We start from the raw sequence: 12,818 nt of genomic DNA, 5'->3' as shown, positions 1-12,818 counted from the left end.
TCTGCTGCTGAAACCGACCTGAAGTCTTCACAACGGGGACGGGGCGGAGCGACGCGCTACTGCAGGAGGCGACCGCTGGAGGAGAAGGCCGGCTGCAGCTTGCGCAGCTGGGTCTTGTTCACCTCCGCAGCGGGGCCGCCGTACACCGCGTTGTAGAGCAGGTTGAACGACGAGCGCGGGAGCGACCGGAAGGTGATCTCGCTGCCGTACGTCACGACCTTGCCCTTGCCGACGTCGAACGACACGACGTTCGCCGCGCCCTCGATGTAGTCCTCACCCTTGAGATATCCGCTCGCAAGGACGTCGGACTGCGGGTAGGTCGACACGACGTCGGCCTTCTTGCCCGTCGGCTTCCACGCCTGCGTGTTGTAGAGCCACACCGGCCACTTCTCCGGCATCCCCCACGCGACCATGTCGGACGTGTCGAACTCGTGGTTGAGGAGGCTGCCGCCGGTGGCGAAGACGTCCTGGTCGGTCGGCAGAGCCGGCTCGATCGGCAGGTCCAGCAGCTCCTTCGCCGTCGCGACCGAGCTGCCGATCGCGAGCAGCGTGCCGCCCTGGCGGACGAACTGCCGCAGCTTCTTCCAGCCCGCCTCACCGACGCCGTACGCCCACGCGAACTCCTCGTCGTAGCGCTCCTGGTCGAGCCCGTCGACGATGCGCGCCTTGGAGATGCCCTGCGGCAGGACGATCGTGTCGTAGACGTCGATCAGCCGACCGGTCTGGAAGTCCTGGGCGCCCACGACCTCGTAGTTGATCTTGTACTGGTCCATGAGCCACATGTCCCAGCCGCCCGGCATGTTGTTCGCCCCACGCAGCAGGCCGACCCGCGTGCGCGGCTTGAGCTGGATGCCCTTGACGTTCGGCGCGGTCGCGACCGCCGTCACCGGGACACCGACCTTCTTGGTCGACGTCGCGAGGACCGAGCGCGCCTGCGGCGTCGCCGGGACCACGTACGTGCCCGCCGGGTACGTCGTGCCGGCGGCGGCGAACTCCTTGCCGGCCCGGAAGGTCGTGATGTTCGCCTTCTGCAGCGCCGACACGACCTGGATCGTGCCGTACGACTCCGGTCGTACGAGGTACGCGCCCGAGGCGCCCGGCGCTGCCGGCATCGTCACGGTCGGGACCTCGACGGACGTCACGCGCTCGAGCTGCGCGTCGACGGCACCCTTGACCTCGTCCACCGCGACGCCCAGCTGCAGCGGCAGGCTCGTCGTCGCCTCGGCGTACGGAAGGTCGTCGGTCGGATAGGTGTCCTTGCCGAGCACCTGGTCGACCCAGTTGCCGCGCGGCTGCCTGGTCTTGATCACGTACGACCCGGCGGCGTACTCCTTGCCGCCCGCAGTGAACGGGGCGGTCGCCCGATGGATCTCGACCTGCGTCCAGTCGAGGCGCTCGAGCATCTCGTACGTCGCGAACGGGTCGCGCTGCTCGGCATCGACGACGTAGGCCTCGACACCGGACTTCACGCCGTTCTCCATGTACTCCTGCGGGACGGCGAAGAGGTTGTCGTAGAGCAGCTTCTCGCCGTTCTGCGCGACGTACTCCATGCCCGCGTAGGTGGCGGTGCTGGCGTACTCGACGATGTCCTTGAGCGTCCAGGTGTCCTTCTCGTACGGCTCGATCAGCGCCTGCGTCGGCACCTGCGGGCCCAACGGCTTGCCGTCGTTCGACTTCTGCGGGTAGGCGAGGTCGGTGGCGGACGCGATCTCGGTGAGGTATGCGCCGGTCCCGGTGAACGGGAAGAACCCGACGGGCTGCTCCAGGGTCCAGAAGATGTGGTAGTCGAGCGACCCGACACCGGACTTGCCCTCGGCGGCGAGCTGGCGAGCCGCGTGCTGCCCGACGACCGCGCTCGAGGCGTTCATGTTGGGCGGCACGTTGGCGCTCGTCACGCCCCCGTACGGCGGGACGAAGATGCGCTCCCCACCGTTGCCCTGCTGGTGCATGATGTGCGTCATCACCGGGCGGTACTTCTTCTCCAGCTCGAGCCGGTACTGCGCCTCGACCTGGGTGAACATCGTCCAGTCACGGTTGTCGTCGTGCCCGGTGTACTTGTGGTAAAGATCCGGGTACGTCCGCGCGAGGTCGGTGCCTGCGGTCCGGTTGAAGTGGTCGACCACCAGGTGCTGGCCGTCAGGGTTCTGCGACGGGACCAGCATGATCACCGAGTTGTTGAGCACCTCCTCGGTGAAGTCGGAGTCCTCGGTCGCGAGCCGGTGCACGATGTCGTTGATCGCCTGGCCGTTGCCGACCTCGGTCGAGTGGATCGTCGCCTCGAGGTGATAGATCGGGACGCTCTCCCGGGCCAGCGCCTTGGCCTCGGCCTCCGAGGTGGAGCGCGGGTCGGAGAGCTTCTGGCTGGCCGCGACGATCTCGTCGAGCCGCTCGAGGTTCTTGGGTGCGCTGATGAAGACGGTGGCGTACTCGTTGCCCATCGTCGTCTCGCCGACCGTCTCGTAGTCGACCCGGTCGGACTGCTTGGCGATGGTCTTCATGTAGTCGAGGACGTCGGGGTACGCCGCGAGCTTCCCCTCCGTCCCCATCTCGAACCCGAAGAACTCCTCGGGCGTCTCGATGCCGTCCGCGGCGGCCGGCAGGGTGATCCGGTACGGCGCCTCCGCGGTGGCGGAGGACGCGACCAGGCTGGTTCCGAGCAAGGAGACCGACGCCGTCACGACGGCGGCGGAGAGCAATCGTCTGTGTCTCATGTGCTGCCCTTCCCACGTAACCCGCCGCGGGTCCGCGGCGAGGGTGGCCCCACGTTAAGGAGCATTCACGTCGGCGAGCGCCGCTCGATTGTTCGGGATTGTGCCGACTTAGCAACAACACGCGGTCCGCGTGCGGACACCGGTGGCGCGCGGCTGCCACGCACGCTAAGAATTCGTCATGGGAGGAAGGCATCGTCGACCGGTCACCTCGATGCCTGCCGCGGAGATCGCCGCAGGCGTCACCGAACCGTCCGCCCGCGGCATCGCCGACCACGTCGCCGGACTCATCCGGCAGGGCGTGATCGCCGACGGCTCACGGCTGCCCACCGTCCGTGCAACGGCTGCCGCGCTGCAGGTCGGTGCGACCACGGTCGCCACCGCCTGGACCCTCCTGCGCCACGAGCGCCTCGTACGCTCCGACGGGCGCAACGGCACCTTCGTCCGTGACCTCAGCCTTCCGGTCCCCGAGCCCGGGCTCCCTCCCGAGCTCCCGGTGAGGATCGACCTCGTCGCCTCGGCGTACGACGTGGACCTCCTCCCGGATCCCGCGCCTCACCTCCTCGCGGCCGCCGAAGGTCTTGCCTGGCACCAGTTCGAGAGGAGCGAGGTCGACGGCGACCTCGCTCGGATGGCGGTCGGCAGCTGGCCGTTCGTGCCCGACGGCCTCGCGGTCGCCTGGGGATTCGCCGACGCACTCGCCCAGCTCGCGGCTCTCGTCGTCCGTCCGGGCGACCGGGTCGTCGTGGAGTCGGCGTGCTCGCCGGAGACCCAGGCGGTCCTGACGGCGGTCCGCGCGCAGATCGTCCGTGTGCCGTGCGACGCCGCGGGCATGCTGCCCGACGCGCTCGCACGTGCTCTCGCGACGCGCCCGAGCATGGTGGTCACCCAGCCGCGGATGGCCGACCCCCTCGCGCACCACGTCACCGACGAACGCGCTCGTGACCTTGCCGCGGTCCTTGCCGAGCGGGAGGTGCTGGTCGTCGAGGAGGACACCGCGGCGTGTCTCGCCGCCGGGCCTGCGGGGTCGGTCGGCAGCTGGTTGCCGGACCAGACCGTGCTCGTCCGGGGCTACCAGCGCTCGCACGGGCCGACCGTACGGATGGCGGTCGTCGGGGGAGCCTCCGCCGTCGTCGACCGGCTCCGCGCACGCCAGGACATCACCGGGTCGTTCCCACCGCTGGTCGCCCAACGGACCCTGGCGCTGATGCTCGGTGACCTGGGCGTCCAGGAGATGGTCGCGCGGGCGCGCTGGCGGTACGCGCGACGGTGGCACGCCCTGGCGCGGGCGCTGCGGCACCGGGGTCTCGCGGTGCCCGGCGTCGACGGTCTCGCCCTGTGGGTACGGGTGCCGGACGGCCCGGCGGCCCTGCGGCGCCTGGCGCGGTCGGGGATCCGCGCTCGGCTGGGAACCGAGGCCGCCGGCCCTGCTGAAGGGTCGCGCCACCTCCGCCTGGCGACGGTCGGCCTGCGCTTCGAGCACGACGCCGTCGCCGAGCTGGTCGCGTCCTGCGGGCGTGATCACCGCAGCGCGAGCTGACTCTCGCTCCCGTCCCCGTTGTGAAGGGTTGCGGTCGGTTTCTGCTGCTGAAACCGACCTGAAGTCTTCACCACGGGGACGGGGCGGACGGGGCGCGGCCGGTGAGCGCCCGCACCTCCTCGGACACCGCCTCCCAGCGCCGCTGGCGGATCGAGGCGAACAGCGACGCGTACGCGTAGGTCCACCACGGGTCCTCCCCGCTCGCGGCGAGCTCGGCACCGAACGTCGTCGGGGGGACGTCGACGTACGAGACCGGCGTGCCCCAGGCCCGCTCCGCAACCTCGGCCACCTCCGCCATGCCGAGCGCCACCGGCCCGGTCACGTCGTGGGAGCGCCCCGTCGGCGTCGTCGCCAACGCGGCCAGGCAACGCGCCACGTCCTCTCGCGAGACCAGGGACACCTGCGCGTCGCCAGCGGGAAGCCGCAGCTCGCCGGACGGTCTCGCTCGCGCGACGAGACCGGCGAAGAACTCGGTGAAGATCGACGCACGCACGACCGACAGCCCACAGCCCGTACGGGCGAGCAGCTCCTCCGTCGTGCCGTTGGTGTAGGCGTAGCAGAACGGCGAGGAGAGGTCGACGTCCAGACCGGAGAGATACACGACGTGCGCGACGTCCGACGCCACGATCGCCTCGACCACGTTGCGGTGGTGCGTCATCATCCGCGCCGCCTCGCCGTCGCTCGAGACGAAGACGAGCGTGTCGACGCCGACCAGCGCCGTCCGCAGGGAGTCGGGATCGTCGTAGTCAGTGTGGACGGACTGGACCTTCCCACCCCCGTCGTACGCCGGGGTGCGGGCGAGGGCGACCACCTCGTGCTCGGCGCTGCCCGCCAAGGCGCGCACCACCTGCCCACCGAGACGGCCGGTGGAACCCGTCACCGCGATCCGCGAGCGGGTCGCGGTGACGGGCGGCGACATCAGCGCCGCGCCTCCTGACGAGCGACCTGACCGCGCCCGGTGAGGAGGTAGCCCACGAAGCCGATCGCCAGCGCGGCGACGACACCGAGGTTCGCGAGCGCCCACTCGCCCTTCTTGCCGCCGAGCTGCAGCGGCTCCAGCAGGTAGCCCTGCCAGCCCAGCCAGTCGGCGTAGGTGTTCGTGACCATGCCCCAGCCGACGACGACCGCGAGCAGGAACCACGCCACGGTCGGCACGTTCCACGCGCCGTACCGTCCGCGCGGGTCGTAGAGGTCGCGGTCGGCGTAGTCGCGGCGGCGCAGCACGATGTCGGCGACGAAGATGCCTGCCCAGGCAGCGATCGGCACGGCGAGCGTGATGAGGAAGCCCTGGAACGGGCCGAAGAAGTCGTCGGCGATCCACAGGAAGTAGATCGTCCCGACCACCATGATCGCGCCGTCGATCGCCGCCGCGACCCATCGCGGCGTCTTCAGGCCGAGCGTGAGCAGCGCGAGGCCCGAGGAGTAGATGTCGAGCACCGCACCGCCGACCAGCCCGGCCAGCGCGACGAGGAAGAACGGCACGAGGTACCAGGTCGGCAGCAGCGTCACGAGCGTGCCGATCGGGTCGGCGCCGAGCGCCGCGAACAGCGCGGGATCGGACCCGGCGAGCAGCAGGCCGTAGAGGACCAGGAAGACCGGCGCGATCGCCCCGCCGAGGGTCGTCCAGAGGACCACGCCGCCGGCCGAGGCCGTACGGGGCAGGTAGCGGGAGTAGTCGGCGCCGGAGTTCACCCAGCTGATCCCGAAGCCCGCGGTCGCGAAGATCGCCAGTCCGATCACCGCGGCGGCACCGCCCGACGGCAGCGAGGTCACGGCATCCCAGTCGATGTCGCCGAACGTGAGTGCGACGTAGCCGACGGTCAGCACCGCGGTCGCGATGGTGATCCACACCTGCAGCTTCATGATCGTGTCGAACCCGAGGATGCCCGCGCCGATGACCACGGCGGCGGTGAGGACGAAGCCGAGGATCCGGGCTCCGTCGCCGCCGCCCCACCCGAGCTCCTCGATGACCGAGGCGCTCGCCAACGCTGCGAGCGACACCAGCACCGTCTCCCAGCCGACGAGCAGCACGTACGAGACGGCGCTCGGCAGCGTGTTGCCGCGCACGCCGAACGCAGCGCGTGACAGCACCATCGTCGGGGCCGATCCGCGCTTGCCCGCGATCGAGACGACCCCGACCAGCAGGAACGAGAGCACCGTCCCGATCAGCCCGGCGAAGAGCGCCTGCCAGAACGAGACCCCGAAATCGAGGAAGTAGGCGCCGTACGCAACACCGAAGACCGAGATGTTGGCCGCGCACCACGGCCAGAACAGGGACCGTGGCGTGCCCTTGCGCTCGGACTCGTCGATGACGTTGATCCCGTTGGCCTCGATTGCGCTGGTCGGCGCACTGACCGGGGCGGCGGCCGGGAGGGGCTCGTGGCTTCTCGAGGGGGGTTCCATGGACATCAGTGCTCCTTCAGGAGTGTTGCGGCGAGGACTCGGCGGATCGTGGTGCCCAGACCGGTCGCCGCCTGCGCGGCGGCAGCCACCACGGCGTCGGGATCGGTGAGGACAGGGTGGTCACCGTGCTCGTCGAGCTCGGTGGTGGTGACGACGGAGATCCCGAGCAGCTCCATCCCGGCGGCGCGTGCGGCGATCGCCTCGAGGACGGTCGACATCCCGACGACGTCGGCGCCGACCGTGCGCAGGCCACGGAGCTCGGCGACGGTCTGGAACTCCGGGCCGCGGAGCATCGCGTACGTTCCCTCGACCAGGCGAGGGTCGACGTCACGGGCGACCGCACGCAGCTGCGGCGACCAGCAGTCGGTGAGGTCGACGAAGTCGGCGCCGACGAGCGGCGAGACTGCGGCCAGATCGAGGTGGTCCGCGATCAGCACACCCGTCCCGGTCGGCCACTCGGGCCGGAGGGAGCCGTTGGCATTGGTGAGGACGCAGACCCGGGCACCGCAGGCCGCCGCCGTCCGTACGCCGTGCGCGACCGCCGCGGGCCCATGGCCCTCGTAGAGGTGGGTGCGCCCGCTCAGGACGAGCACGTGCGCGACGTCCCCGGACCCGGCGGTCAACGGGATCGAGGCGACCTGACCCGCGTGCCCGGGTGCCGCCGGCGGGAAGAATCCTGGGAGGTCGGCTGCCGGCACCTGCCAGCTCGGGGTGCCGATGACGTCGACCGCACCGGTCCATCCCGACCCGAGGACGACGGCGGCGTCGTGCCGCTCCACCCCGCTCGCCGAGATGATCCGGCTCGCCGCCGACAGAGCGGCCTCGTCACGCATGGACGAATCTTGGCACGCGCGCGCCTCGCGCGGGGAACAGCGGGCGACGACGCAGGTGCCCCATAAATCCTCGCCTAAACGCACGAAAAATAGGAGCACTTCCGGTCTAGACGTGCGTGCCCGCCAATGCCTAAGTTGGGCCGCGGTGCGTCTCGTTCCCCCCCACAACCATCTGTGGGACAGGGCGACGCGTTCACCCCGGGCCAGTCCGGCCCGTCCCACCGTTGCATGAAGGGGAGAAGTCTTTGAGACGTCTCAGCACTGCACTCGTCACCCTCGGCGTCGCGGCCTCGTTCGGCGCCGTCTACGCCGCACCAGGATCCGCCGAACCCGCTCCGCCGGTCACCGCTGCGGACCGCACCGGCAAGGCCCACGAGCTGCCCAACCCGCTCGAGGACAAGCGACGGGCTCTCCGCGAGGAGGCCATCACGTCGGTCGTCAACGGCGAGGCGAAGCCCGTCACCAAGAACGGCTCCAAGGTCGTCAAGGTCGGCAAGTCGTACGCGCCCGCCGACGCCGCCGCCCAGAAGACCAAGAAGGGCCGCAAGGCCCTCGCAGCGGCCAAGGGCCCCAAGGCCCAGAAGCAGGACCAGTACGTCGAGCTCTCCCAGGAGCGGGCCGACAAGGTCTTCGTCATCCTCGCCGAGTTCGGCGACCAGCGTCACCCGGACTACCCCGACGACGGCTGGGACGACTTCGACCCCGACGTCGCCGAGCCGCAGCGCTTCGACGGCCCGCTGGTCAACCAGATCCCCGAGCCCGACCGGACCAAGGACAACTCCACGGTCTGGCAGCCGAACTACGACCGCCAGCACTACCAGGACATCTACTTCGGCGACGGCAAGGGCGACGAGTCGGTGAAGACGTACTACGAGGCGCAGTCCTCGGGTCGCTACACCGTCGACGGCACCGTGTCGGACTGGGTGAAGGTCCCGTACAACGAGGCGCGCTACGGCCGTACGACCGCTGACGAGAACGGCGATCCCGACGAGTCCAACGCGTGGGAGCTGATCCGCGACGCCGTCACGGCGTGGGTCGCGGACCAGGAGGCCCAGGGCCGCACGGACGCCCAGATCAAGGCCGACCTGGCGTCGTACGACGAGTACGACCGCTACGACTTCGACGGCGACGGCAACTTCAACGAGCCCGACGGCTACATCGACCACTTCCAGATCGTGCACGCCGGTGGCGACGAGGCGGACGGCGACCCGATCTACGGCGGGGACGCCCTGTGGTCGCACCGCTGGTACGCCTTCGGCACCGATGCCGGACTCACCGGACCCGAGCAGAACCCGCTCGGCGGCGCCGAGATCGGCGACACCGGCTTCTGGGTCGGTGACTACACGCTCCAGCCGGAGAACGGCGGACTGTCGGTCTTCGTCCACGAGTACGGCCACGACCTCGGTCTTCCGGATGCGTACGACACCTCCGGCAAGGGCGACAACTCCAACGAGTACTGGACGCTGATGGCGCAGAGCCGCCTCAACGACGCCGGCGAGCCGCTCGGCACGCGCCCGGGCGACCTCGGCGCGTGGGAGAAGCTCCAGCTCGGCTGGCTCGACTACGAGGCGGTCGGCTACAAGCAGTCCAAGAAGCTCGACCTCGGCCCGCAGGAGTGGAACTCCGACAAGGCCCAGGGTGCGGTCGTCGTGCTGCCCAAGAAGCGGGTCGAGCTCAACAACGGCGCTCCGGCGTCGGGTCAGAACCAGTTCTTCTCCGGCTCCGGTGACGACCTGGCGAACTCGATGACGACGGAGATCGACCTCACCGGCAAGGCGTCGGCCGCCTTCACGGCCAAGGCCCGGTTCTCGATCGAGGCAGGCTACGACTACGCGTACTTCCAGGCGTCCACCGACGGCGGGAAGACGTGGAAGGCGCTCGCCGGCACGATCGACGGGGCTGCGTACGGAACCGACTCGTCGGGCACCCCGGCGCTGTCGGGCGAGCACCCCGCCTGGGGCAACGTCTCCGTCCCGCTCGACGCCTACGCCGGCCAGAAGATCCTCTTCCGGTCGTACTACAAGACCGACGGCGGTCTCGCCAAGGCCGGTCTGTTCCTCGACGACATCGTGGTGACTGCCGACGGAGCCACGATCCTCTCCGACGGCGCCGAGAGCGGTGCCGGCCCGTGGACGTTCGTGGGCTACAGCATCGTCGCCGCGACGACGTCGCGGGACTACGACAACTACTACGTGATGGGCCACCGGTCCTACGTCGGGTACGACACGTACCTGCAGACCGGCCCGTACAACTTCGGCTTCATGAACACGAAGCCGGACTGGGTCGAGCACTACCGCTACGGCCAGGGCCTCCTCATCTCGTACTGGGACACGTCGGTGCGTGACAACAACACGACCGACCACCCCGGCCAGGGTCGCAACCTGCCGATCGACGCCCACCCGGAGCCGATCATCAACATCGCGACCGGCGCTCCTTGGCGTGCGCGCATCCAGGTCTACGACGCCCCGTTCGGGCTCAAGAAGGCCGACTCGATGACGCTGCACACCAACGGCAAGCCCAGCTACATCCGGGCACAGCCGGCGCAGCCGACCTTCAACGACACCAAGAAGTACTGGTACGCCGAGCTCCCGAGCCACGGCGTCAAGCTGCCTGCGGTGGGCGTGAAGATCAAGGTGCAGAAGCAGGAAGGCACCTCGATGAGGATCAAGATCAACTGATCTCCTCGTCATGAGCACGGAGAGGGCCCCGGGGGTGATCCCCCGGGGCCCTCTCCGTCCCCTCTCCGTCCCCGCTCCGAGCCTTGTCCCGTGTGGCCGGAGCACGTGATCGCTCCTAGGTTGGGTGGCAGAGCGGGCGTCGTCTCCCCGGGTGATCACCCATCACGTCGCGGGGACCGCGCGGGCTCGCCGGACCGATCGGTCCGGCTCCGTTGCACGAAGGGGAGAGAAGTCTTGAGACGTCTCAGCACGGCACTCATCACCCTCGGCATGGCGGCCTCTTTCGGGGCCGCCTTCGCGTCACCGGGAACGGCGTCCTCGGCGCCCCCGGTCAACGCGGCCGCCACGACCAGCAAGGACCACGAGCTCCCCAACCCGCTCGAGGACAAGCGACGGGCTCTCCGCGAGGAGGCGATCACCTCGGTCGTCAACGGCGAGGCGAAGCCCGTCACCAAGAACGGCTCCGAGGTCGTCAAGGTCGGGACGTCGTTGTCGCCGGCCGACGCCGCCGCCCAGACCACCGTGCGTGGTCGTGAGGCACTCGCCGACGACGGGGACCACGACCAGTACGTCGAGCTGTCGCAGGAGCGGGCCGACAAGGTCTTCGTGATCCTCGCCGAGTTCGGCGACCAGCGTCACCCGGACTTCCCCGACGACGACTGGTCGCGCTACGGCACGGTCAAGCCGCAACGGTTCGACGGGCCGCAGGTCAACCAGATCCCCGAGCCGGACCGCACCCAGGACAACTCCACGAACTGGCAGCCGGACTACGACCGTCAGCACTACCAGGACATCTACTTCGGTGAGGACCAGGAGTCGGTGAAGACGTACTACGAGGCGCAGTCCTCGGGTCGCTACACCGTCGACGGCACCGTGTCGGACTGGGTGAAGGTCCCCTACAACCAGGCCCGCTACGGTCGCGTCACCGCCAACACGTGGGACCTCATCCGTGACGCGCTCACCGCCTGGGTCGCCGACCAGCAGGCCAAGGGGCGCACCGACGCGCAGATCAAGGCCGACCTGGCGTCGTACGACGTCTACGACCGCTACGACTTCGACGGCGACGGCGACTTCAACGAGCCCGACGGCTACATCGACCACTTCCAGATCGTGCACGCCGGTGGCGACGAGGCCGACGGCGACCCGCTCTATGCGGGAGACGCGATCTGGTCGCACCGCTGGTACGCGTTCCGGACCGACGTCGGCAGCACCGGCCCTCCGCAGAACCGGCTCGGGGGCACCCAGATCGGCTCGACCGGCATCTGGGTCGGCGACTACACGATCCAGCCCGAGAACGGTGGTCTGTCGGTCTTCGTCCACGAGTACGGCCACGACCTGGGTCTGCCCGACGCCTACGACACGACCAGCAAGGGCGACAACTCCAACGAGTACTGGACGTTGATGGCGCAGAGCCGACTCAACGGCGCCGGCGAGCCGCTCGGCACCCGTCCGGGCGACCTCGGCGCGTGGGAGAAGCTCCAGCTCGGCTGGCTCGACTACGAAGCCGTCGCCTCCACGCAGACCAAGCGGCTCGACCTCGGCCCGCAGGAGTGGAACTCCGACAAGGCCCAGGGTGCGGTCGTCGTCCTGCCCAAGAAGCCCGTCGAGGAGAGCAACGGTCCGGCGCCCACCGGCACCAAGCAGTTCTGGTCCGGGTCGGGCAACAACCTGGAGAACGCGATGACCACCGCGATCGACCTGACCGGCAAGACGTCGGCGAGGTTCGATGCGAGGGTGCGCTTCTCCATCGAGAAGGGCTACGACTTCGCGCACTTCCAGGCGTCCACCGACGGCGGGAAGACCTGGACGTCGCTGCCTGGCACGCTCGACGCCAAGCCGTACGGGACGGACACCGACGGCAACCCGGCGCTCGACGGCAACCACCCTGCGTGGGGGCCGGTCACGGTGCCGCTCGATGCGTACGCGGGCCAGAAGATCCTCTTCCGGTCCTCCTACACGACCGACGCCGCGACCGTGGGCTCCGGTCTGTTCCTCGACGAGATCGCGGTGACCGCGGACGGGGCGACCGTCCTGTCCGACGGGGCCGAGAACGGTGCCGGGCCGTGGACGTTCAGGGGCTACAGCATCGTCGGCGCGACCACGACGAGGGAGTACGACAACTACTACGTGATGGGCCACCGGTCCTACGTCGGCTATGACACGTACCTGCAGACCGGCCCGTACAACTTCGGCTTCATGAACACCAAGCCGGACTGGGTCGAGCACTACCGCTACGGCCAGGGGCTGCTCATCTCGTACTGGGACACGTCGATCGCCAACAACAACACGACCGACCACCCCGGCCAGGGCCGCAACCTGCCGATCGACGCCCACCCGGAGCCGATCATCAACATCACCACCGGGGCTCCGTGGCGGGCTCGCATCCAGGTCTACGACGCACCGTTCGGTCTGATCAAGGCCGATTCGATGACGCTGCACACCAACGGCAAGCCCAGCTACATCCGCGCACAACCGGCTCAACCGGTCTTCGACGACACCAAGAAGTACTGGTACGAGGAGCTGCCGAACCACGGCGTCAAGCTCCCCGCCGTCGGCGTCAGGGCGAAGGTCCTCCAGCAGGAGGGGACCTCGATGAGGATCAAGATCAACTGATCCGAGATGACAGCGGCGGGCCCAGGAGGATCTGGGCCCGCCG

7 protein-coding genes are annotated in these 12,818 nt (G+C 69.4%); 3 read left to right on the top strand and 4 right to left on the bottom strand.

The window, feature by feature from the left end; translation table 11 throughout:
• Nucleotides 1-56 precede the first annotated feature (56 nt).
• A complete protein-coding gene (locus tag KV100_RS10065; protein WP_220342855.1) occupies nt 57-2,711 on the bottom strand; it encodes a M14 family zinc carboxypeptidase in 2,655 nt (884 codons plus the stop codon).
• A gap of 178 nt (nt 2,712-2,889) precedes the next feature.
• On the opposite strand from KV100_RS10065, the gene KV100_RS10060 reads away from it, so the two are divergent.
• On the top strand, nt 2,890-4,248 hold the full coding sequence (locus tag KV100_RS10060) for an aminotransferase class I/II-fold pyridoxal phosphate-dependent enzyme (protein WP_220342853.1): 1,359 nt from the start codon (nt 2,890-2,892) through the stop codon (nt 4,246-4,248).
• Between the two features lie 67 nt (nt 4,249-4,315).
• Here KV100_RS10060 and KV100_RS10055 read toward each other — a convergent pair whose 3' ends face one another.
• Genes KV100_RS10055 through KV100_RS10045 form a run of 3 tightly spaced genes read right to left on the bottom strand, consistent with a single transcriptional unit; the run spans nt 4,316 to nt 7,484 of the window.
• A complete protein-coding gene (locus KV100_RS10055; RefSeq protein ID WP_220342850.1) occupies nt 4,316-5,167 on the bottom strand; it encodes an NAD(P)H-binding protein in 852 nt (283 codons plus the stop codon).
• Nucleotides 5,167-6,657, bottom strand: coding sequence for a cytosine permease (locus tag KV100_RS10050; protein WP_255566112.1), 1,491 nt, complete (start codon nt 6,655-6,657; stop codon nt 5,167-5,169). Before KV100_RS10050 ends, KV100_RS10055 begins: the two co-directional genes overlap by 1 nt.
• The gene (locus tag KV100_RS10045; protein ID WP_220342848.1) at nt 6,657-7,484 is read right to left on the bottom strand and encodes a purine-nucleoside phosphorylase; all 828 of its coding nucleotides are present in this window, start codon (nt 7,482-7,484) and stop codon (nt 6,657-6,659) included. Before KV100_RS10045 ends, KV100_RS10050 begins: the two co-directional genes overlap by 1 nt.
• A 245-nt stretch (nt 7,485-7,729) precedes the next feature.
• Here KV100_RS10045 and KV100_RS10040 point away from each other — a divergent pair, with 245 nt between their 5' ends.
• Entirely contained in the window at nt 7,730-10,162 is a 2,433-nt protein-coding gene (locus KV100_RS10040; RefSeq protein WP_220342846.1) for an immune inhibitor A domain-containing protein, read from the top strand.
• A gap of 234 nt (nt 10,163-10,396) precedes the next feature.
• Nucleotides 10,397-12,775: an immune inhibitor A domain-containing protein gene (locus KV100_RS10035; protein ID WP_255566111.1), complete on the top strand. Its 2,379-nt coding sequence runs from the start codon at nt 10,397-10,399 to the stop codon at nt 12,773-12,775.
• Nucleotides 12,776-12,818 lie beyond the last annotated feature (43 nt).

The sequence above is a fragment of the Mumia sp. zg.B21 genome (assembly GCF_019550855.1).
Lineage (GTDB): Bacteria > Actinomycetota > Actinomycetes > Propionibacteriales > Nocardioidaceae > Mumia.
Note: the sequence above shows the minus strand (reverse complement) of the source record. Positions and strands in the feature narration are given on the sequence as shown.